The following is a 25888-nucleotide window of genomic DNA, read 5'->3' as shown; positions in this document are numbered from 1 at the left end:
CGACCTCGCAGGGGAAGTCGATGCCGGTCGCTGGCAGGCAGCGTTCGCATCGTTGCTCGCACGACACGCCGCCCTGCGCACGGCCTTCGTGCACGACGGTTCCGGCAGCCCGGTCCAGCTCGTCCTGGATCACGTCGAGATGCCGTGGCGCCAGGCCGATCTCACCGGATCGTCCGACCCGCAGCACGACCTGCAGACGCTCCTCGACAGCGAACGCTTCGCCCGCTTCGACCTCGCGCACCCACCGCTGTTGCGCGCCGTACTCGTCCGGCTCCCCGAGCAGCGCGCCGTCCTCGCCCTCACCAACCACCACATCGTGCTCGACGGCTGGTCGATGCCGCTGCTCGTGCGCGAACTCCTCGTCGGCTACGCCGCCGGCGGTCAGGCGGCGCTGCCCACCCCCGCGTCCTACCGCGACTACCTGACCTGGCTCGACCGGCAGGACACCGACCGCGCCCTCGACGCGTGGGCCGAGGCGTTCGCCGACCTCGACGAACCCACGCTGGTCGCACCCGGAGCCACCGACGCCGTCGACGACGCACCCGCCCAGATCCACATCGACCTCGACGCCGACGACATCGACGCCCTCGCACGGCTCTCGCGACGCACCGGCGCGACGCTCAACACCATCGTCCAGACCGCCTGGGGCCTGCTGCTCGCCCGGCACTGGGGTACCCGCGACGCGGTGTTCGGCGCAACCGTCTCCGGGCGGCCCGCCGACCTGCCCGACGTCGAGAACATGCTCGGCCTGTTCATCAACACCCTGCCCGTGCGGGTGCGGATCGACGAGACCGAGTCGGTCGCCGACCTCGTGCTGCGCCTGCAGGGTGAACAGACCGCCCTGCTCGACCAGCAGTTCGTCGGCCTCGGCGCCATCCAGGACCGCATCGGCACCGGCACCCTCTTCGACACGCTCACCGTCTTCGAGTCGTATCCCGTCGACCGCGCCGGATTCGACGAGAACACCGACATCGCCGGCATGCGCGTCACCGACGTCGACGCCCGCGACGCCACGCATTACCCGCTCTCGCTCATGGCGTTGCTCGAACCCCACCTGCGGTTGAGCCTGCGCTACCGCACCGACGTCTTCGACGCCGCGACCGTCGACGACCTCGCCCGCCGCTTCACACAGATCCTGAAGTTCGTCGCCGAGCGCCCCGACGATGCCGTCGGCGCCGTCGACGTGTTCCTGCCCGGCGAACGCGAACGGGTCCTCGAGTCCTGGAACCACACCGCGCACCCCGTGCCCGCCGGAGATGTCGTCGCGTTGTTCGAGCAGCAGGTCGCGCGGACACCCGATGCGCCGGCCGTCGTCGTCGACGGATCGGCGTCGACCTACGCCGAGTTCGCGTCCGACGTGCGCCGTCTCGCCCGTCGGCTCCTGGCCGAGGGTGTCGCTGCGGAAACGCGCGTCGCCGTGGCTGTTCCGCGCTCCTACGACCAGCTGGTCGCGATCTACGCCGTGCTCGCCGCCGGTGGAGCGTACGTGCCGGTCGATCCCGACCAGCCCGCCCAGCGCACCGCCCACGTCCTCACCACCGCCTCGCCGCAGCTCGTGCTCGCGACCGAGGAGACCCGCGACAGCCTGCCCGCCGGCCTGCGCGTGCTCGATGTGTCCGACGTCGACGGGTACGCCGGCGACCCGCTGACCGACGACGAACGACCCGCACTCCGCCCCGGCAACCTCGCCTACGTGCTGTTCACGTCCGGCTCGACGGGCCGGCCCAAGGGTGTCGCGGTGACGCACGGCGCCCTGCACAACCAGCTCGCGTGGATGCGCGCGGCCTTCGCGCCGGACGCCGCCGACACGGTGCTCTACAAGACACCCTTCACCTTCGACGCGTCGGTGTGGGAGTTGTTCCTTCCGCTGCAGAGCGGGGCGCGGCTGGTGGTCGCCGACCGCGACGGGCACGCCGACCCCGCCTACCTCGCGTCGGTCGTCCACCGCGAACGCGTCACCGTCGCGCAGTTCGTGCCGTCGGTGCTCGACCTGTTCGTCGCCGAGGTACAGCACGCGGGCATCGACGCCTCGTCGCTGCGCGCGGTGTTCTCCGGCGGTGAAGCACTCCGGGCGTCCACCGCCGCCCGCGTCCGCGAAGTCCTCGGCGCCGAGGTCCACAACCTCTACGGCCCGACGGAGACGACGGTGCAGGTCGCGCACCGCACCGCGATGGTGCAGGTCGCGCACCGCACCGCGCGCCGCGACGATGCCGAGCAGGTGCCGCTCGGCCGACCCGTGTGGAACACCCGTTTCCTCGTCCTCGACGCGGTGCTGCGTCCGGTGCCCGTCGGGGTGCCGGGTGAGCTGTACGTGGTGGGCTCGCAGGTCGCGCGGGGCTACCAGGCCGGTCCCGCCGTCACCGCCGACCGCTTCGTCGCGAACGCCTTCGGGAACTCGGGCGATCGGATGTACCGCACCGGCGACCGCGTCCGGTGGAACCGCGACGGCGAACTCGAATACCTCGGCCGTACCGACTTCCAGGTCAAGCTCAACGGTCAGCGCGTCGAACTCGGCGAGATCGAGAGCGCCCTGCTCACGAATCCCGGCATCACGCAGGCCGTCGTCACGCTGCGCACCGGCCGGCACGGCGACTATCTCGCCGCCTACGCCGTCGCCACCGGTGAGCGGCCGGACGAGAACGCGGTCCTCGCGTCCGTCGCCGACCGCGTGCCCCGGCACATGGTGCCGTCGGTGCTCGTGCTGCTCGACGACCTGCCCGTCACCGCGCACGGCAAGGTCGACCGGGCGGCCCTGCCGGAACCGGACTTCGACGCCTCCGCCGCCTACGTCGCGCCGCGCACCGATACCGAGGCCGCCGTCGCCCGCATCATGGGCGAGCTGCTCGAGGTCGAGCAGGTCGGTGCGTCGTCGAACTTCTTCCAGCTCGGCGGGAACTCGCTCGGCGCAACCCGATTGATCGCCCGCGTCAACGAGACGTTCGACGCCACCATCGGCATCCGCGCGCTGTTCGACGAGCCCACCGTCGAAGGCCTCGCCGCCGCCGTCGACCGTGCCCGCGGCACCGGTGCCGCGGCGACCGTTCCCACGGCCGGGCCGCGCCCCGACCGGATTCCGTTGTCGCCGGCGCAGACCCGCATGTGGTTCGTCAACCGGTTCGACCCCGGCTCCGGCGCCTACAACGTCGGCGCGGCTCTACGGCTGCGCGGCGATCTCGACCTCGACGCCCTGCGCGCGGCGGTCGTCGACATCCTCGAACGGCACGAAACACTTCGGACGACATACCCGGACTCCGATGCCGGTCCGTACCAGAACATCCTCTCCGTCGACGACGCGCTGCGGGATCGTCCCCTGCTCGTCGCCGGCACGGAGACGGTCGCGGAAGACGACCTTTCCGAACGTATCCGGACGCTGACCGCACGCGGATTCGATATCACCGTCGAACCGTCCCTCGAGCTGACATTGCTCGAGTGTGCCGACGGCAGCCACGTCGTCGTGATGGTCGTGCACCACATCGCCATCGACGGCTGGTCCACCCAGGTCCTCGCCACCGATCTCGTGCTCGCCTACTCTGCGCGCGCCACAGGTGGGGCACCGCTCTGGGAGCCGCTGCCGCTGCAGTACGCCGACTACGCACTGTGGATGCGCGAGCTGCTCGGCGCACCGGGCGAACCCACCGAGATCGCCGCGCGCGAACTCGACCACTGGACCGCGAAACTCGCCGGCGCACCGGCGCTGCTCGAACTGCCCACCGATCGGCCGCGACCCGCGAGCTCGTCGTTCCGGGGCGCCGCGGTGCCGTTCACCGTCGATCCCGAGACCGTCCGCCGCCTCGACGCCTACGCGCAGGCCCACGGCGTGAGCCGGTTCATGGTGCTGCACGCCGCGCTCGCCGTGTTGCTCGCCCGGCTCGGAGCGACCGACGACGTGTCCGTGGGCACGCCGGTCGCCGGTCGCGGCCACCGCCGCCTCGACAACCTCATCGGTATGTTCGTCAACACAGTGGTGTTGCGGACCCCTGTCGATCCGGCTGCGGGCTTCGACGACATCGTCGCCACCGTCCGCGACGTCGACCTCGACGCCTTCGCCCACATCCAGGTGCCGTTCGAGCAGGTCGTCGAGGCCGTCGACCCCGTGCGGTCGCAGAACAGCGCACCGCTGTTCCAGGTCGCGCTGTCGGTCGAGGAAGCGCACCCCAGCGACCCCCAACTGCCCGGGTTGCGGGTCGAACCGATCGTGCCCGACTTCGGCATCGCCAAGTTCGACCTGGAGTTCACGCTCCGCGACGACAACGGTGCCCTGGCCGGCACCCTCACCTACGCCACCGACCTGTTCGACGCGTCCACCGCCGCCCGCACCACCGAGCGCTGGAACCGCATATTGGCGCAGCTGCTCGACGACCCGCGCAGCCCCGTCGGCGACCTGCCGTATCTCGACGCCGACGAAACCGCCCGGGCACTCGACGCGGCCCGACCGGAACCGATCCGGATCCGGACGCTGCCGGAGATCCTCGCGGCCGGTGTCGCCGCGTCGCCGAACGGTGTTGCCGCCGTGGACAAGACACGACAGCTCACCTACCGCGACCTCGACGAGCGTTCCAACGCTCTGGCCCGTGTCCTCGTCACCGAGGGTGCCGGACCGGAAACCGTGGTGGCCCTGGCCTTCGAGCGGACCATCGAGTCGCTGGTCGCGGTGTGGGCGGTCGCGAAGACCGGCGCGGCGTTCGTGCCGATCGACGTGAAGCTGCCCGTCGACCGCATCGCGTTCATGCTCTCGGACTCGGGTGCCGCCTTCGGCCTGACCATGAGCGGGATCGCTCCGGCCGTCGACTTCCGTTGGCTCGCGCTGGATTCCGACGGCATCGTCGACCGGTGCGCCGAGGTGTCGACCGCCGCGCTCGACGTCGGCGTCGCACCCGACGCCGCGGCGTACATGATCTACACGTCCGGCTCGACCGGCACCCCGAAGGGCGTCGTCGTCACGCACCGGGGCCTCAACGCCTTCACCGCCGAATGCCGCACCGAACTCGGGCTCACCGCGCAGGCGCGGGTGCTGCGATTCTCCTCGGCGAGCTTCGACGCGTCGGTGTTCGAGATCCTCGCCGCCTTCGGTGCCGGAGCCACCATGGTGGTCGCGCCGCCCGAGATCGTCGCCGGTGCCGACCTCGAAACATTCCTGCTGCGCCACAACGTCACCCACGTGCTCACCGCACCGGCCGCGCTCGGTGGCGTCGACCCGGCGAGGCTGCCGGATCTCGAGGCCGTCGTGGTCGGTGGCGACGTGTGCCCGCCCGAGCTGGTCGAGCGGTTCGCGCCGCGTTGCCGGTTCGTCAACAGTTACGGCCCCACCGAGACCACGATCGTCATCACGATGACCGACCCGCTGGTCGCGGGCGGAGCCATCACCATCGGCCGGCCCATCCGGAGCGCCGGTGCCGTCGTGCTCGACGCACGCCTGCAGCCGGTGCCCGACGGAGTGCTGGGCGAGCTGTATCTGGCGGGCCAGGCGCTCGCCCGCGGCTACCACGACCGACCTGGGATGACGGCCTCGCGGTTCGTCGCGAACCCGTTCACCGGTGGGCTCATGTACCGCACGGGCGACCTCGTGCGCCGACGCGCGTCGGGCGAGCTCGAGTTCGCCGGCCGCAGCGACGCACAGGTCAAGCTGCGTGGTCTGCGCATCGAACTCGGCGAGATCGAGGCGGTGCTGAGCCGTCAGGACAGCGTCGCGCACGCCGTCGTGGACGTCTACCGCGACGCCCACACCGGCGAACGGCTCGTCGGCTACGTCGTGCCCTGCAACGGCGCCGAGGTCGATGCCGATGCGCTGCGCAGCGCCGTCGCCGACGTCCTGCCGTCGTACATGGTGCCCTCGCAGATCGTGCCGATCGAGACGGTGCCCGTCACGGTCAACGGCAAGCTCGATCGTAAGGCGCTGCCCGCTCCCGATCCGGTGACCCGCGAGTTCCGTGCCCCCACCAACCCCGTCGAGGAGACGGTGGCCGAGATCGTCGCCGAACTGCTCGGCGTCGAACGCGTGGGCCTCGACGACGACTTCTTCGCGCTCGGCGGCAACTCGCTCATCGCAACGCGCCTGGTGGCCCGCATCGGGGAAGCGCTCGGCACCACGGTGCCGGTGCGCGTGGTGTTCGAGGGATCGACCGTGCAGGCGCTCGCCGAGACCGCCGGCTCGCACATCGGCACGGGGGAGCGGCTGCCGCTCGTGCCGCAGGAGCGTCCCGCGCGGGTGCCGCTGTCGTACGCGCAGCAACGCATGTGGTTCCTCAACCGCTTCGACCCGACGTCGCCGCTCTACAACATCCCGCTTGCAGTGCGCCTGCACGGCGACCTCGACGTCGACGCCCTCATTGCCGCCGTCCGCGACGTGCTCGACCGGCACGAAGCACTGCGCACGGTGTTCCCGGAACACGAAGACGGGCCGTCGCAGCACGTACTCGCCACCGGCGACGTGCCGCTCGACCTCACCCCGATCGACACCCCCGACACCGGCGCACTGCACACCGCGATCGCCCGAGTGGTGGGACGCGGCTTCGACGTCACGCGGGAGGTCCCCATCCGCGGCGCGCTGTTCCGCGAGAACGACCGTACCCACGTGCTCGTGGTGGTCGTGCACCACATCAGCGCCGACGGCGCGTCGACCGTGCCCCTGGCCCGCGACGTCCTCGTCGCCTACTCCGCGCGCCTCGACGACGCACAGCCGTCCTGGGAGCCGTTGCCGGTGCAGTACGCCGACTTCGCGCTGTGGCAGCGCACAGTGCTCGGCGACCCGCAGGATCCGCGGGCCCCGATCGCGCAGCAACTCGACTACTGGACCTCGGTCCTCGCCGACACCCCGGCCGTGCTCGAACTGCCCGCCGACCGGCCGCGACCCGCGGCGGCGTCGTACCGGGGTGCCAACACCGGTTTCCGGATCGCCCCCGAGGTCCTCGCCCGCGTCGACCGTCTCGCGCACGCCCACGGCGCGACCCGCTTCATGGTCCTGCACGCCGCGCTCGCCGTGCTGCTCGCGCGTCTCGGCAGCACCGAGGACGTGTCGGTGGGCACGCCGGTCGCCGGTCGTGGTGATCGTGCTCTCGACGACCTCGTCGGCATGTTCGTCAACACCCTCGTGCTGCGCACCCGTATCGATCCCGCGGCGTCGTTCGCGGAGTTCCTCGAGCAGGTCCGCACCACCGACCTCGCGGCGTTCTCGCATGCCGACGTGCCGTTCGACCAGGTGGTCGAGGCCGTCGATCCGGTGCGTTCGCAGAGTCACTCGCCGCTGTTCCAGGTCGTGTTGTCGCTGCAGAACCAGGGCATCGGCGAGCTCGAACTGCCCGGGCTGCGGGTCGAACCGCTCACAGCGGATCTCGCCATCGCCAAGTTCGACATCGACATCGCGCTGCGTGAGGACGAGAGTGGCGGACTGGCCGCCGAACTCACTTACGCGACCGACCTGTTCGACGAAGTGACCGCCGTCGATCTCGCCGCGCGGTGGGTGCAGCTGCTCGACGCGAGCACGGCCGACCCGACGGCTGCCGTGGGTGACATCGCCCTCCTGTCGGACGCCGAGACCGGTCGGGCACTGTCGTACTCGGTGCCGGCGCCGTTGCCGCAGAGGACGTTCCCGCAAATCCTCGCGGCCGGGGTCGCCGCGAACCCGGACGGTGTCGCGGTGGTGGACGGCGAACGGCAGCTCACCTACACCGGACTCGACCTCGCGTCCAACCGGCTCGCGCACAAGCTGATCGACCACGGTGCCGGGCCGGAAACCGTGGTGGCGCTGTCGTTCCCGCGCAGTCTCGACGCCGTCGTCGCCCTGTGGGCCGTGGTCAAGACCGGCGCGGCGTTCGTGCCCGTCGATCCGGCACTGCCTGCAGCGCGTATCGCGTACCTGCTCACCGACTCCCGGGCCATCCTCGGGCTCGGCGACGGACCGTCGCACGTTCCGTGGCTGAGCGTCGACGCCGACGACTACTCTTCTGCACCGGTGACGTCCGCGGTGAATGCGGAGTCGGCGGCGTACATGATCTACACGTCCGGTTCCACCGGCACGCCGAAGGGCGTCGTCGTCACCCACCGCGGCCTCAACGCCTTCACTGCCGACCACCGCCCCGAACTCGGATTGAGCACCGGCTCGCGGATGCTGCGGTTCTCGTCGTCGAGCTTCGACGCGTCGGTCTTCGAGCAGATCTCGGCGTTCTCCGCCGGTGCCACCGTGGTGGTCGTGCCGCCGCACATCGTCGCCGGTGCCGAACTGACCGACCTGCTGCGCCGCGAACGCATCACGCACATCATCACCGCGCCCGCCGCGCTCGGCACCGTCACCCCCGACGACCTGCCCGACCTCGGATCCGTGGTGATCGGCGGCGACGTGTGCCCGCCGGAACTCGTCGAGAAGTTCGGACCGGTCTGCAGTTTCGTCAACAGCTACGGTCCCACCGAGACCACCATCATCATCACCGAGACCGCGCCGCTCACTCCGGGCGATCGCATCACCATCGGCGCGCCCATCGAAGGTGCCGGTGCCGTCGTCCTCGACACGCGTCTGCATCCCGTACCCGACGGCGTCATCGGAGAGCTGTACCTGGCGGGTGCCGGTCTCGCGCGCGGCTACAACGCGCAGCCGGGACTCACGGCAGCGCGGTTCGTCGCGAACCCGTTCACCGGTGGGCTCATGTACCGCACGGGTGATCTCGTGCGCCGCACCGCGACCGGCGAACTCGACTTCGTCGGCCGCAGCGACGCGCAGGTGCAGGTCCGCGGCCTGCGCATCGAACTCGGCGAGATCGAAGCGGCGCTGAGCCGCGCCGACGAGGTGGCCCAGGCCGTCGTCGTCCTGCACACCGACGCGCGCACCGGCGAACGCCTCATCGGCTACGTCGTCCCGGCGACCGGCACCGCAGCCGACCCGCAGGTGCTGCGCGACCGCCTCGCCGACGAACTGCCGTCGTACATGGTGCCCGCGCAGATCCTCGTCCTCGACGCGCTGCCCATCACCGCCAACGGCAAGCTCGACCGGAAGGCACTGCCCGTCCCCGGTTTCGAGGCACGCGCCTTCCGCGCACCCGAGACACCCGTGGAACAGACGGTCGCGTCCGTCTACGCCGACCTGCTCGGTGTCGACCGCGTGGGCCTCGACGACGACTTCTTCGCGCTCGGCGGCAACTCGCTCAACGCGACCCAACTCGTCGCGCGGCTCGGTGCCGCCCTGCACACCACCGTGCCCGTGCGCACGGTGTTCGACGCTCCGACGGTTGCCGCGCTGACCGCCGCCGTGGCGCGCACCGCCGGTTCCGGCGGTCGTCCCGAGCTCGTGGCCGTCGAACGCCCCGACCGCATCCCGCTGTCGCTCCAGCAGCAGCGCATGTGGTTCTTCAACCGCTTCGATCCCGGCTCGGCCGCCTTCAACATCCCGATGGTGCTGCGCCTGAGCGGCGAGCTCGACGTGCCTGCGTTGCAGGCCGCGCTGCTCGACGTCCTCGACCGGCACGAAGCGCTGCGCACCGTCTTCCCCGACAGCGACGCCGGGCCCGCCCAGGTGATCGTGCCCGTCGGCGAGGCCGCGTCCGATCTCGGACCGCAGGACGTCGCGGCCGACGACATCACCGGCGTCCTCACCGACTTCGTCACGCGCGGTTTCGATCTCACCGTCGACGTGCCCGTGCGCGCCCGGCTGTTCCGCATCGCCGACGACGAGCACGTCCTCGCCGTCGTCGCCCACCACATCGCGAGCGACGGCGGGTCGCAGGCACCGCTGTCGCGCGACGTCGTCACCGCCTACCTCGCGCGTCGCGAAGGTGCCGAGCCCGGCTGGTCGCCGCTGAGCGTCCAGTATGCCGACTACGCGCTCTGGCAGCAGAAGCTCCTCGGCAGCGAGGACGACCCGCAGTCGCTGCTCGCCCGTCAGCTCGCGTACTGGACCGACACCCTCGCCGACCTGCCCGACCTGGTGGAACTGCCCACCGACCGGCCGCGTCCGCCCGTGCAGTCGTCGCGGGGCGCGACCGTCCCGATCGCCCTCGACGCCGAGCTCGCCGACCGCGTCGCACAGTTCACCCGCGAACGCGGCATCACGCTGTTCATGCTCGCCCACGCGGCCGTCGCGGTGCTGCTGGCACGCTGGTCGGGGAGCAGCGACATCCCGATCGGCACCCAGATCGCCGGTCGCGGCGAGGAAGCCCTCGACGACCTCGTCGGCATGTTCGGCAACACCCTCGTCCTGCGCACCCGCATCGACGCCGGCGCCACCTTCGACGAGATCCTCGACCAGGTGCGCGACGTCGACCTCGCGGCCTTCTCGCATCCGGACGTGCCGGTCGAGCGACTCGTCGAACTGCTCGATCCCGTCCGCTCCACGGCCTACTCGGCGCTGTTCCAGACCCTGCTCGTGGTGCACAACTTCACGCGCTCGGAGATCGACCTGCCCGGGCTGCGGCTGAGCACCGTCGAACCGGGCGCGACCGGCGCCAAGCTCGACCTCGAAATCCACCTCGGGGAGACCTTCGACGCCGACGGCCGACGCCTCGGTATCGACGGCTCGATCACCTACGCCACGGACCTGTTCACCGAAGACACCATCACGCAGGCCGCGCAGCGCCTCGTGGCACTCGTCGATGCCGCGGTGAGTGCACCGGAGATCGCGGTCGGCGACATCGACCTGCGCGACGATGACGAGATCCGCCTGCTGGACGAAATCAATGCGGCCGACGCGGGGTCCGTCGACGAGACCCTGCTCGCCCGCTTCGACCAGCAGGCCGCCCGCACCCCGGACGCGCCGGCGCTGATCTTCGAGGACACGACCCTGACGTACGCGCAGTTCGCGTCGCGGGTCGACCGTCTCGCGCGGCACCTCGTCGGACTCGGTGTGGGTCCGGAGAGCCTCGTCGGCGTGTACACCGGCCGGTCCATCGAGATGATGGTCGCGATCTACGCGATCCTGCAGGCCGGGGGAGCGTACGTTCCGCTCGACCCCGAACATCCCGCCGACCGCACCGAGTACGTGCTCGACCTCGCTCGGCCCGTCGTCGTGCTCACCACCGCAGCCGATCGGGGTTCGTTGCCCGCCGCGGCACCGGTGCTCGAGATCGATGCGCCGTCGACGGTCTCCGACGCGCCGCTCACCGACGCCGACCGCGTCGCGCCGCTGCGACCGGACAACACCGCCTACGTCATCTTCACCTCCGGCTCCACCGGTCGCCCGAAGGGTGTTGCGGTGAGCCATCGTTCGGCCGCGAACCAGATCGCGTGGATGCGCGAACGGTACGACCTCGGCGCCGCCGACGCTGCGCTCCACAAGACACCGATCACGTTCGACGCGTCGGTGTGGGAGCTGTTCTACCCCTTGCAGGTCGGGGCACGCCTCGTCGTCGCCGTTCCGGGTGGGCACCGCGACCCCGCCTATCTGGCACGAGTGTCGCGTGAGGAGCGCGTGAGCATCCTCGAATTCGTCCCGTCGATGCTCGCGGTGTTCCTCGCCGACCCGGCGCTGCAGCTTCCCGAGTCGCTGCGCTACCTGTCCGTCGGCGGCGAAGCCCTGCCGGCCGATCTCGCCGCCGACTTCGCCGCACGATCGACGGCGGCGCTCGACAACACCTACGGACCCACCGAAACCACCGTGACCGCAACGGTCCTGCGCGTCGAAGGCGAGCACGCGGGCAGCGTCCCGATCGGCCGTCCGATCCGCAACACCACCGTGCAGGTGCTCGACGCGCGACTCCGCCCGGTGCCGATCGGGGTGCCCGGTGAGCTCTACCTCGGGGGAGTGCAGGTCGCACGCGGCTACCACGCCCGTCCCGACCTCACCGCCGAACGGTTCGTCGCCGCACCTGACGGCGAACGCCTCTACCGCACCGGCGATCTCGTCCGTATCCTGCCCAGTGGTGAGGTGGACTTCCTGGGCCGCACCGACTTCCAGGTCAAGGTGCGCGGTCTGCGCATCGAACTCGGCGAGATCGAGAGCGCCCTGACTGCGCTGCCGGAGATCGCGCAAGCCGTGATGGTCGTGCACGACGGCGACCACGGCCGGCAACTCGTCGGCTACGTCGTCCCGTCCTCAGGCGCGAGTGTCGACATCGAGGCGGCGCGTGCGGCGGTCGGCAGGTCGCTGCCGCGCTACATGGTGCCCGACGTGCTCATGGTGCTCGACGCGTTTCCGCTCAACGCATCCGGCAAGCTCGACCGTCGCGCTCTGCCCGCGCCCCTCGCCGCGATCCGGGAGTTCCGCCCTCCCGTCACCCCTACGGAACAGGCGGTCGCGGCCGCGATCGCCGAGGTGCTCGAGGTGGAGCGGGTCGGTCTCGACGACGACTTCTTCGCGCTCGGCGGCAACTCACTCATCGCGACCCGCGTGATCGCCCGCATCGGTGCCGCGCTCGGCGCGGACATCCCGCTGCGCACGCTGTTCGAACATCCCACCGTCGAAGCGCTCGCCGCCGCGGTGGCCGAGCACGGTGAGCAGGCCGCGCGACCCGCGCTCGCCGCGGGGGAGCGGCCCGAACAGGTGCCGCTGTCGCTCGCCCAGCAGCGGATGTGGTTCCTCAACCGCTTCGATCCGGACTCGGCGGCCTACAACCTGCCGATGGCGATCCGTCTGTCGGGCTCGGTCGACGTCGACCTGCTGCGCATCGCGGTCGCCCACGTCGTCGAGCGACACGAATCGCTGCGCACCGTCTACCCCGACACCCCGGACGGGCCGGTGCAGGTCGTGCTGCCGGCCGCCGACACCGCTCCGGACATCGAGGTCCACACCGTCGCCGGTGGGGACGACGCCCTGCTCGCGGCGGTCGCGCCGTTCGCGACCGGCCGTTTCGACGTCACCACCGAGGTGCCGCTGCGGATCGGGCTCTTCGAACTCGGCGCCGACGACTACGTCCTCGCGATGGTCGTCCACCACATCTCCGGCGACGGCTTCTCGATCGCCCCGATGGTGCGCGACCTGCTCGTCGCCTACACCTCGGCCCTCACCGGCTCCGAGCCCGAGTGGGCGCCCCTGCCGGTGCAGTACGCCGACTACGCGCTGTGGCAGCGTCGTGTGCTCGGGTCCGAGGACGATCCCGACTCGCTGGTGTCGCAGCAACTCGACTACTGGCGCGGTGCCCTCGCCGGACTGCCCGACCAACTGTCGCTGCCGACCGACCGCCGGCGGCCCGCCGTGCAGTCCTACGAGGGCGGACGCGTCGAGATCCGCATCGACGCCGACCTCCACGCCCGGCTCGTCGACCTCGCCCAGAGCCGTCACGCCACGCTGTTCATGGCCGTGCACGCCGCCCTGTCGGTGCTGCTCGCGCGACTGTCCGACAGCGACGACATCGCCGTCGGCACACCCATCGCGGGTCGCGGCGAACGTGAACTCGACGACCTGATCGGCATGTTCGTCAACACCCTCGTGCTGCGCACCCGGGTATCCGGCGCCGTCACCTTCGACGACCTGCTCGCGGCCGTCCGCGAATCCGACCTGCGGGCCTTCGCGCACGCCGATGTGCCGTTCGAGCGGCTCGTCGAGGTGCTCAACCCGCAGCGCTCCACCGCGCGGCACCCGCTGTTCCAGGTCGGCTTCTCGTTCCAGAACTTCGAACAGGGCACCCTCGCGCTGCCCGGACTCGACGTCGCCCTCGTCGACCTCGAACACGACACCTCGCAGTTCGACCTGCACTGGATCGTCCAGGACCGCTACGACGAGTCGGGTACACCCACCGGCATCGTCGGCTACCTGACCTATGCGTCGGCCCTGTTCGACGAGTCGACGGCCCGCGGGTTCGTCGATCGGTTCGTCCGGTTGCTCGACAGCATCGTCGCCGAACCCAACCGTCCCGTCGGTGATCTCGACATCCTCGACACCGTCGAGCGAACGCGAATCCTGCACGAGTGGAACGACACTCGGCACGACGTTCCCGTCGGAACGCTGGTGTCGCTGTTCGACGCGCAGGTCGCGGCCCGGCCGGACGCCGTCGCGCTCGATCACGAGGCCGGCTCCCTCACCTACCGCGAGTTCGACGGACGGGTCAACCGTCTCGCCCGTCACCTGATCGACCTCGGCGTGGGGCCCGAGACGGCGGTTGCGCTGGGGATGCGTCGCTCCGTCGAGTTGCTCGTGGGCATGTACGCCGTCGCGAAGGCCGGCGGCGCGTACGTCCCCCTCGACCCCGATCACCCCCGCGAGCGAATCGACTACATCCTGTCGGTCGCCGACCCCGTCTGCGTGCTGACCGGTCGCGACGACGACTTCGATGCCGGCGGTCGCGCCGTGGTGCACGTCGACGCACCCGAACTCGACGCGCTCGACGACAGCCCGGTGCGTGACACCGAACGTCGTGTTCCGCTCGACCCGCAGCACCTCGCCTACGTCATCTTCACGTCGGGTTCCACTGGACGACCGAAGGGTGTCGCAGTTCCGCATGCGGCGATAGCCAACCAGTTGCTCTGGAAGACAGGGCATTTCGGTCTGTTCCCCGACGACGCCGCGCTGCTGAAGACGGCCGCGACGTTCGACCTGTCGGTGTGGGAGTTCTGGTCGGCACTCGTCTCCGGCGGTCGACTCGTCGTCGCCGCACCCGACGGTCATCGCGACCCGGCCTATCTCGACGCGGTCATACGGCAGAAGTCCGTGACCACTCTGCACGTCGTGCCGTCGATGCTCGAGGCGCTGCTCGACACGGCCGGCGATGCGCTGAGCCCGTCGCTGCGGCGCATCCTCGCGATCGGTGAGGCGCTGCCCTCCGCGCTAGCCCAGCGGTTCCGCTCGCTCCACCCCGACGTCGACCTGGTCAACCTGTACGGGCCGACAGAGGCCGCCGTCTCCGTGACCGCGCACGCGGTGACCGGCGACGACACCGACTCGGTGCCGATCGGCCGCCCGGAGTGGAACACGCGCGTCCACGTCCTCGACGGTCGCCTCCGCCCCGTGCCGGTGGGTGTGACGGGCGAGCTGTATCTCGCGGGCGCCCAGCTCGCACGTGGCTACGCCGGACGCCCCGACCTCACCGCCGACCGGTTCGTCGCCGACCCGCTCGGATCCGGCGCGCGCCTCTACCGCACCGGTGACATCGTCGCCTGGAACGAGGACGGCACCCTCGACTACCGCGGCCGCGCCGACTTCCAGGTCAAACTCCGCGGCTTCCGCATCGAACTCGGCGAGATCGACACCGCACTGCGGGCACAGCCGGGTGTGGCGCAGGCCGTGACGGTCGTGCACAGCGACCCGCACACCGGTGACCGGATCGTCGCCTACCTCACCGGCGACGAGTCCCTGCACGCGAACACCGTGAAGGACGCACTCGCACAGAGTCTTCCGAGCTACATGGTGCCGTCGGTCGTCGTGATCCTCGACGCGCTGCCGCTCAACGCGAACGGCAAGATCGACCGCAAGGCGCTGCCCGCACCGGAGGTCGCGACGCGCGCGTACCGCGCGCCGTCCACCCCGATCGAAGAGATTGTCGCCGGCATCTACCGCGACCTGCTCGGCGTCGACCGCGTCGGCGCGGACGACGACTTCTTCGAACTCGGCGGCAACTCACTGATCGCCACCCAGGTCATCGCGCGACTCGCCACCGCACTCGACGTGCGCGTCCCGCTGCGCGTGCTGTTCGAGGCACCCACCGTGGCAGCACTGGCCGTGCGGGCCGAGGAACACGCCGGATCCGGTGGCCGCCCGGCACTGCAGACGCAACCGCGACCCGACTCGGTGCCGCTCTCGCTCGCGCAGCAGCGGATGTGGTTCCTCAACCGCCTCGACCCCGACTCCGCCGCGTACAACATCCCGGTCGCCATCCGCCTCACCGGTTCTCTGCACCTCACGGCCCTGGAAGACGCCGTCGCGGATCTGTTCGCGCGCCACGAGATCCTGCGCACCGTCTACCCGGAAGCCGATGGTGTCGGCCATCAGGTCGTGCTGCCCGTCTCCCAAGTGCGCCCGGATGTCACGCCCGTGCCGATCGACGAGGCCGACATCCTGCCCACCGTCGTCGAATTCGTGAACGCCGGATTCGACGTCACGTCCGAGGTACCGGTCCGCACCCGCCTCTATCAGGTCGGCGACGACGAGTACGTGCTCGTCTTCGTCGTGCACCACGTAGCCGCGGACGGCTTCTCGATGGGACCGCTGACCCGCGACGTCATGGTCGCCTACGACGCGCGTCGCCGCGGGGAGGCACCGTCGTGGTCGCCGCTCGCCGTCCAATACGCGGATTACGCTCTGTGGCAACGCGAACTGCTCGGATCCGAGGACGATCCGGACAGTCTCGTCGCACGTGAACTGGCCTACTGGACCGAACGACTCGGTGACCTGCCCGAGCCGCTCGAACTGCCGCTCGACCACCCGCGTCCGCCGGTCGCCACCAACCGCGGTGCACGGCACACCTTCCAGATCGACGCCACCACCGTCGGTGCGCTGCAACGCCTCGCACGCGAACACAACGCGACCACCTTCATGGTCGTGCACGCCGCACTCGCCGTCCTGCTCGCGAAACTCGCCGGCACCCGCGACGTCACCATCGGCACGCCCGTCGCGGGTCGCGGGGAGGCCGAACTCGACGACCTGATCGGCATGTTCGTCAACACCCTCGTGCTGCGCAACGACATCGACCCGGCTTTGCCGTTCACCGAGCTGCTCGCGCAGGTGCGCGACACCGACCTGGGCACCTTCGGCAACGCGGACGTGCCGTTCGAGCGGCTCGTCGAGGTGCTCGATCCGCCCCGCTCGCAGTCGCGAACACCGTTGTTCCAGGTCATGCTCGTCTTCCAGAACATGCAGCAGTCGGTGTTCGAACTCGACGAGCTGACCATCTCCGCGCTCGACACGGACTTCGCCGAAGCTCGGTTCGACCTGCAGTTGACGCTGACCGATTCGCACGACGCAGCAGGAGATCCTTCGGGGTGGACAGCTGAATTCATCTACGCTACCGACCTGTTCGACGGTTCCACGATCGATGCATTCGGAGATCGGTTCCGTCGGATACTCGGTGCCGTCACTGCCGAGCCCGAGGTAGCGGTCGGTGACATCGACATCTTGGAACCCGCCGAACGGGCACTCGTCCAGTGGGACCGTGGCGTCAAACCCCTGCACAGCGAGACTCTCGTCGATCTGTTCGACCGTCAGGTGACGCGGACGCCCGATGCGCCGGCACTGTCGGCCGACGGCGTGACCCTGTCGTACGCGCAGTTCGATGCGCAGGTCAATGCGATGGCCCGGTACCTCGTGTCCCGCGGGGTCGGTCCCGACACCTTGGTCGCCCTGGCGCTGCGTCGATCGGCGAACCTGTTGATCGGTATGTACGCAGTGGCCAAGGCGGGCGGCGCATACGTTCCTGTTGATCCCGATTTGCCGCAGGACCGCAACGACTACGTCCTCGGGACCGCCGACCCACTCCTGGTCCTCTCGACGTCCGGCGACGATTTCGCCACGGACCATGATCTCGAGATCGTTCAGATCGACACCCTCGAGCTCGGAAACTACTCCGAACGGACCGTTTCGGACGCCGACAGGAACGCGCCGCTGCATGTCGAGAACATCGCCTACGTGATTTTCACGTCCGGTTCGACCGGGCGGCCGAAGGGTGTTGCAGTTCCCCACAGTGCGGTCGTTGCTTCATTGTCGTGGCGACAGAATGCCTACGGCCTGGGCGCCGATGACACAGTCCTGCAGAAAACACCGTTCACTTTCGATGCGTCGGTTCGCGAGTTCTGGTGGCCCCTCACATCGGGCGCCCGACTGGTCGTCGCCGCACCTGACGCGCACCGCGATCCTCGACGTCTCATCGAGGCAATTGTCGAGAACCAGGTGACATCTGCACACTTCGTCCCGTCGATGCTCACCGAGCTGGTTGCGTCCGCCGAACCGGGCGAACTCGCCTCCCTCCGCCAGGTGTTCTGCGGTGGAGAAGTCTTCACCCCCAAGCTCGCCGGGGCCTTCCGCACTGTCAACGCCGCGACGGCGCTGTCGAACGAGTACGGTCCGACCGAAGCGGCAGTATCCGTCAGCCGCCACGCAGTCTCTGCCACCGACCTGAATGTAATTCCGATCGGGGCGGCGCAGGGTCCCGTCGGGATGTACGTATTGGACGCGCATCTCCGTCCGGTGCCCGTCGGCGTGACAGGGGAGCTGTACCTCGCCGGAGTTCAGCTTGCCCGCGGCTATGTGGAACGCCCCGATCTGACAGTCGAGCGGTTCGTCGCCGATCCGTTCGGTGGCGACGGCGGTCGGATGTACCGTACCGGTGACCTCGTTCGATGGAATCGGGCATCGGAACTCGAGTACGTCGGACGCTCGGACTTCCAGGTGAAGTTGCGGGGACTTCGCATCGAACTGGGCGAGATCGAGTCGGCGCTTCTCGGTGATGCGACGGTCCGTCAATGCGTGGTCATCGTGCACTCCCACCAAACACTCGGAGACCATCTCGTTGCCTATGTCGTGCCGGAAGACGGCGCGGATATCGATACGGACTCCCTCGCCGTGGCAGTTGCATCGAAGGTTCCCCGCTACATGGTGCCCTCGAGCATCATCGCGCTGCCGAGGATGCCGCTGAACACATCCGGAAAGATCGACCGCCGCGCGCTCCCCGATCCCGTATTCGGTAGCGGCGACTTCCGCGCTCCGACTACGGTTGCAGAAGAGATTGTTGCCGGCGTATTTGCGGAGGTCCTCGGCCTGGAACGAGTCGGTGCCGACGACGACTTCTTCGATCTCGGTGGCAACTCGCTCATCGCCACACGTGTCGCTGCCCGTCTCGGCAACGCATTCGAAGCGCAGATTCCAGTGCGCCTGTTGTTCGAATCCTCGAAGGTCTCCGACCTCGCAGCTGCTGCGGAAAGGCGAAGTGGTTCCGGCAACCGGCCTGCACTCACAGCGAGGACCAGACCCGAACATGTGCCGCTGTCCCTCGCTCAGCGGCGGATGTGGTTCCTCAACCGCTTCGATCCGGCGTCCGCGACCTACAACATTCCGCTGGCGATCCGGTTGTCCGGTGACCTGAACGTGCCGGCACTCCAGCACGCCGTCGAGGACCTTCTCGACCGTCACGAGATCCTGCGCACCGTGTATCCGGAGATCAACGGAATCGGCGTGCAGAGAATCCTGCCGGCATCGGACGTCGACGTGGACCTCTCTCCCATACCGGTGAGTGAGAGCGAGATCCTCGGTCGCCTCGCCGAATTCGTATCCACCGGTTTCGATGTGACGACCGAAGTGCCGCTGGCCGCGCGACTGTACAAACCTGCAGAGAACGAGTTCGTTCTCGTATTCGTCGTGCATCACATCGCAGGTGACGGCTTCTCTGCCGGGCCGCTGACGCGGGATATCATGCTGGCGTACGCAGCTCGGGATCAAGGGACCGTACCCACGTGGTCGCCCCTGGCCGTGCAGTACGCAGATTACGCATTGTGGCAACGTGAGATGTTGGGTTCGGCCGATGACGCGAGCAGTGTCATGGCCGGTCAGATTCGCTTCTGGATCGAGACGCTCACGGGTGCCCCCGAGCAGTTGGAGTTGCCGTGGGACCGGCCTCGGCCGGCGATCGCATCCCACCGCGGCGCGACACACACCATCACGGTCGACCGAACGGTCCACGCCGGGCTGACACGCTTGGCGCGAGAACGCAATGCAACTCTCTTCATGGTGCTTCACTCCGTGTTGGCAGTCGAGCTTGCAGCACTGAGTGGCAGCACCGACATCGTCATCGGCACACCTGTCGCCGGACGTGGCCACGCCGAGCTCGACGATCTCGTCGGCATGTTCGTGAACACTCTCGTACTGCGAACCGAAATCGAACCGAGTGTGCCGTTCCTCGAGTTGCTCGACTCGGTCAAGAGTATCGACCTGAAGGCGTTCTCCCACGCGGACATCCCGTTCGAGTCGCTGGTCGACGTGCTCGCGCCCACTCGATCGCAGTCTCGGAACCCGCTGTTCCAGGTCATGCTGACCCTGCAGAATGCACAGACCACCGACTTCCGTCTCGGTGGAGTCCGCATGTCGCCGGTCGAAGTGCCGCTCGGTCATGCGATGACCGACCTTCAGGTCACAGTGCACGAAACGATATCGGATGCCAACGAGCCCGCAGGTATCGCGATGGCGTGGACGTATGCCACCGACCTGTTCGACGATGCGACGGTCGGCGCGATCGCGCAGCGTTTCCTGCGAATACTCGACGCCGTCGTCACCGACGCAGCAGCGGCGGTCGGTGACTTGCCGTGGATGCTACCTGCGGAGACGGAAAAACTACGCGCACTCGGTGAGTCTGCGACACGTGAACTCGTGGGGCCGATGACTGTCCCCGAATGGTTCAGCGAAAGCGTAGCGGCAACCCCCGACGCTGCCGCGGTCTCCGCTCAGGACACGACTCTCACCTATCGCGAGTTCTCAAGACGAGTCAATTCTCTTGCTCGGTACCTGATTTCGGTCGGAGTTTCTCCGGACTCCACCGTCGCGGTCGCAATCGGGCGGTCTGTCGATCTCGTGGTGAGCATCTACGCGGTCCTCGCGGCCGGCGGCGCCTACGTGCCCGTGGATCCCGAACAGCCGTCGGAGCGTGTCGGCTACGTTCTCGACATCACCGATCCGGCGGTCGTTCTGACGACTTCTGGAACAGAGTTCCGTACCGATCGTGAAGTGATTGTGGTCGACACCGTCGATCTTTCCGGCTTCGATTCCGAGCCGTTGGCGGCCGATGAACGTCGCGGAGAGTTGCGGCCGGAGAACGTCGCCTACGTACTGTTCACGTCGGGCTCGACAGGGCGGCCGAAGGGCGTCGCGGTCACGCACGCCGCTGTGGTCAACCAACTTGCCTGGATGCAAGAGCAGTTCGATGTCGGACCCTCCGATGTGGTGTTGCTCAAGACTCCCGCGACCTTCGACGCTTCGGTGTGGGAGTTCATGCTGCCGCTGATCTCCGGTGCCCGCCTCGTGATCGCATCGCACGACGGACACCGCGACCCCGCCTATCTCGCTCGGGCGCTGGTGGACTTCGACATCACGATCGCACAGTTCGTACCGATCGTGCTCGACGCCGTGCTCGATGAGTCGACGGAGCCGACCCCGGCATTGCGAGCGGTGTTCGCCGGTGGAGAAGCATTGTCGTCGGCGACCGCCGAGCGTGCCCGTTCGAAGTTCGGCGCGGACGTGCACAATCTCTACGGCCCAACCGAGGTGACGATTCAGGCGACGCACCGTGAGGCGAGCGCCGACGACGACGTCGTGGTTCCCATCGGTACACCTGTATGGAACACGCACGCGCGTGTGCTGGACGCGCGACTGCGCCCCGTGCCCGTCGGCGTGATGGGCGAACTGTATCTGTCGGGCATCCAGGTCGCGCGTGGATACGAGGGACGTGCGGGACTGACTGCCGAACGTTTCGTGGCCGACCCGGCCGGTGGTACCGGCGAGAGATTCTACCGCACCGGCGATCTCGTTCGGTGGAACCGCGACGGCGAACTCGAATACGTCGGTCGCAACGACCTGCAGGCCAAACTGCGCGGCCAGCGCATCGAGATCGGCGAGATCGAAGCGGTGCTGCGCGGCACGGATCGGATCGCTGCAGCAGCGGTCGACGTCCGGTCGGATCAGCTGGTCGGTTACATCGTTCCGGTGGGTGACGTCGACGCGACCCAGCTGCGTGGCGCTCTCGGCGAAGTGCTGCCGTCGTACATGGTTCCGACACAGTTCGTCGTGCTGGATTCGTTGCCCCTCAATGCGTCCGGAAAGCTGGACCGGAAGGCGCTACCGGCTCCGGAGCTCGAGGAGCGGGAGTTCCGTGCCCCGGTCACGGAAACCCAACGTGCTGTCGCATCGGTGTTCGCAGACGTACTCGGTGTCGAGCAGGTCGGCCTGGACGACGACTTCTTCGCCCTCGGCGGCAACTCCCTCGTGGCGACCCAGGTCGTGTCCCGTCTCGGAGCGGCCGTCGAGGCGCGAGTCCCGTTGCGTTCGTTGTTCGATGCGCCGACCGTCGAAACTCTCGCTGCGAACCTCGAAGGACGGGCCGGTGCCGGTGCTGTGGTTCCGCTGGTGGCACAAGAACGTCCCGATCAGATTCCGCTCTCACTCGCCCAGCAGCGGATGTGGTTCCTGAACCGGTTCGATCCGGAGTCGGCGGCGTACAACATTCCGTTTGCAATTCGCCTGAGCGGCGACCTCGACATCGAGGCCCTCGAGAGAGCGATGCGGGATGTGATTTCCCGGCACGAGGTGCTGCGCACGGAGTATCCGGAAGTAGACGGCGTGGGCACCCAGAAGGTGCTTCCTGCAGGTTGGATACCGGCCGGCCTCGAACCTGTTCGGGTGGCTGATGAGGACGAGCTACGACTCCGCGTCACCGAGCTTCTCACCAGTGGTTTCGACGTCACGAACGCGCCGCCGATTCGTGGTGCACTACTGCGGATCGACGAGGACGAACACGTCCTTGCGCTGGTTGTGCACCACATCGCTGCCGATGGGGTTTCGATCGGACTGTTGGCGCGGGACGTCGTCGTTGCCTACACCGCTCGCATCGCAGGGCAAGCTCCCGCATGGCCACCGCTCGAGGTGCAGTATGCGGACTTCGCACTGTGGCAACGTGCCGTGCTCGGTGACGAATCCGATCCGGACTCGATGATCTCCCGACAACTCGATTACTGGACCGGGTTCCTTGCGGATCTGCCGGACGCATTGGATCTTCCTACCGATCGGCCACGCCCGGCGACTCGGGGCGGGTTGGGCGCACGCGTCGATTTCACGGTCCCGCCGGAAGTCGTGGCTCGCGTCAGGCAGCTCGCCACCGCGCAGCACGCTACTCCGTTCATGGTGGTGCACACGGCCTTGGCGGTGCTGCTGGCCCGATTGTCAGGTACCGCCGATATTGCGATCGGCACTCCGGTGGCCGGTCGTGGTGAGCGCGCGCTGGATGACCTGGTCGGGATGTTCGTCAATACTCTGGTGTTGCGGACCGAGGTCGACCCGAGCTCGTCTTTCCGTGAGTTGATGACGGCCACGACCCGGGCGGATCTCGAGGCGTTCGCGCATGCGGATGTACCGTTTGAGAAATTGGTGGACCGGATCAACCCGGTACGGTCCCAGTCGTTCTCTCCATTGTTCCAGGTGATGCTGGCCTTCCAGAACTACACCCAGTCTGCAGTCGAACTCCCCGGACTTTCCCTCTCGGCGTTGGAATTCGATCGCAAGTCCGCGCAGTTCGATTTGTCCTTCAGTCTTGCCGAGACGCCGGGCGGTGACGGGTACCTCGGTCAGATCGACTACGCCACAGACATTTTCGATGCAGACACCGTCGATCTGATGGCGGAGCGCCTGGTCCGGCTTCTCTCGACGACGACCGCCGATCCGGATCTATTCATCGGTGATGTGGACGTAATGGAGGATGCCGAGCGGCACCGCATCCTGACAGAGTGGAACGACACCGCGGTACCGGTAACCGATGCTCTGCTGCTCGACGGGTTCACCACTCAGGCGCAGCGCACGCCGCACGCACCGGCAGTTGTGTTCGGCGACGATGTCCTCGACTACGGCGAGTTCGATCGTCGGGTCGACGCGCTCGCCGGGTACCTCATCGGACATGGGGTCGGGCCCGAAGTGTTGGTCGGCGTCTGCATGAGTCGGTCGCCGAACATGCTGGTCGCGATCTATGCGATCCTGCGGGCAGGTGGGGGATATCTACCGATCGATCCGGAACATCCGCTCGACCGGACGGCGTACGTCCTCGAGACCGCAGCACCGTTGCTGACTCTCACCACGGCAACGGATGGAGCTTCGCTTCCGGCGTCTGCAGTCGCGGTGGACGTCGAGACGATCGATCTCGATGCGCACGACGTGAGCTCGGTTCTCCCGGTTGCGCCGCACCCGGACAACACGGCGTACGTCATCTTCACGTCGGGATCGACGGGGCGACCGAAGGGCGTCACCGTCTCGCACCGATCGGTCGTCAATCAGATCGCGTGGATGGCGGAACGGTACGGCCTGGGTCCGGGAGATACCGCGCTTCACAAGACACCGATCACGTTCGATGCCAGCGTGTGGGAGCTGTTCTACCCGCTGCAGATGGGTGCGCGTCTCGTGATCGCGGAGCCCGGCGGCCACCGGGACCCGGAGTATCTGGTGCAGGTCGCACGTCGGTGGGATGTGTGCATCATGGAGTTCGTCCCATCGATGTTGGCGTTGTTCGTTGCGGACGAAGGACTCGAGCTTCCGTCGTCGCTGCGGTATCTTTCGGCGGGCGGTGAGGCGCTCTCGCCGGATCTCGTTGCACGTGTCGTGTCGCGTTCGGATGCGGTACTGGACAACACCTACGGCCCGACCGAGGTGACTGTGACGTCTACGGCGTTCCGATGTGTGGGCACGGAATCCGTGTCGGTTCCGATCGGTGTACCGCTCCGCGGTGTCCGTGCCTACGTGCTCGACGGACGTCTGAACCCGGTCCCGGTCGGAGTGCAGGGCGAGTTGTACCTGTCGGGCGTCCAGGTGGCGCGCGGGTACATCGGACGAGCCGACCTGACGGCCGAGCGCTTCGTCGCGGACCCGTTCACGACCGGAGGTGGCCGGCTCTACCGCACCGGTGACAGGGTTCGGTGGAACGCCGACGGCATGCTGGAGTACCTCGGCCGCACCGACTTCCAGGTCAAGGTGCGCGGTCTGCGGATCGAACTCGGGGAGATCGAGACTGCTCTGACGGGCCTGCCCGAGATCGGACAGGCAGCCGTCGTGGTACACGAAGGTGAATTCGGTCCGCAGTTGGTGGCCTATGTTGTTCCTGCTGCGGGCACAACCGTCGAACTCGACAGCGTTCGTGACGCACTGGGAGCATCCCTTCCCCGGTACATGGTCCCGGCGCAGTTCGTCGTTCTGGATGCGCTACCGCTCAATGCGTCCGGGAAGCTCGATCGCAGGGCATTGCCGGAGCCCGAACTCGCGGCGCGGGAGTTCCGGGCGCCGGTCACCGATGTCGAGCAGATCGTGGCGTCGGTGTTCGCCGAGGTGCTCGGTGTCGAGCAGGTGGGCCTGGACGACGACTTCTTCGGACTCGGTGGCAATTCGTTGGTGGCAACCAAGCTCGTCTCCCGGTTGAACGCGGAACTCCCCACGCGAGTACCTCTGCAGTGGCTGTTCCGGGAACCCGGCGTCGAAGGACTCGCGGCGCTCATCGATCGTGAAAGTGCCGGTGACGTCGAAGAGTCCGTGGCCCCGGTCCTGCCGATCCGGACCCGGGGTGCAGGTACGCCGCTGTTCTTCGTCCACCCGATCGTCGGATTGTCGTGGTGTTACACCGCCCTCGCGCGTCAGCTCGATCACGACGCACCCGTCTACGGTCTGCAGACCCCGGCCGTCACCGAGGACGACTTCGAGCCCGCCACCCTCGACGAACTCGCGGCGCGCTACGTCGATGAACTGCGGGCCGCGCAGCCCGAGGGGCCGTATCGGTTGTTCGGCTGGTCGCTCGGCGGCGTGATCGCCCACGCGATGGCCGTTCGTCTGCAGGCGGAGGGGGAGCGTGTCGACACGTTGGTGATGCTCGACAGTGTCGCCGGCAACGGTGCACGGACCGGCGAGTCGAGCGATGTGTCGATGAGCGAGCTGCTCGCCGGATTCGGACTCGACGATGCAGACGCAGCCGGCGCTGAGGACATCGACGACCTCGTCACGTCCGTCGCCTCACTTACGGGCAACACCGAGGACGACACGAGACGTGTGATGACCAGGCTGGTCGCGGCGGCACAGCGGAACTCCGAGCTGATGGCGGGCCATCGGCCGGGGACATACGACGGCGACATCGTCTACTTCACCGCCGCAGCCGACGACCCGACCGGAACACGCGGAGCGTCCGGCTGGAACGCGGCCGTGACGGGTGCCGTCGACAACCATCAGGTGCCGGCGACGCACTGGCAGATGACCTCACCCGATGCGCTCGACGTCATCGTGCCCGTGCTCGACGCGGTGCTCTCCGAGCGGGAGAGCTGA

General features: G+C 68.4%; 1 protein-coding gene (running past one end of the window). It reads left to right on the top strand.

From position 1 onward, the window contains the following. Positions 1–25888: the 3' portion of a non-ribosomal peptide synthase/polyketide synthase gene (locus tag KXC42_RS19635; protein ID WP_219129430.1), read on the top strand. 4673 nt of this gene lie to the left of the window's left edge; only the last 25888 of its 30561 coding nucleotides appear in the window; the start codon falls outside the window, past its left edge; its stop codon occupies positions 25886–25888.

It is taken from the genome of Rhodococcus sp. LW-XY12 (assembly GCF_019317345.1).
In the GTDB taxonomy this organism is placed as follows: Bacteria; Actinomycetota; Actinomycetes; order Mycobacteriales; family Mycobacteriaceae; genus Rhodococcus; species Rhodococcus pyridinivorans.
This window is presented reverse-complemented; position numbering and strand designations above follow the sequence as displayed.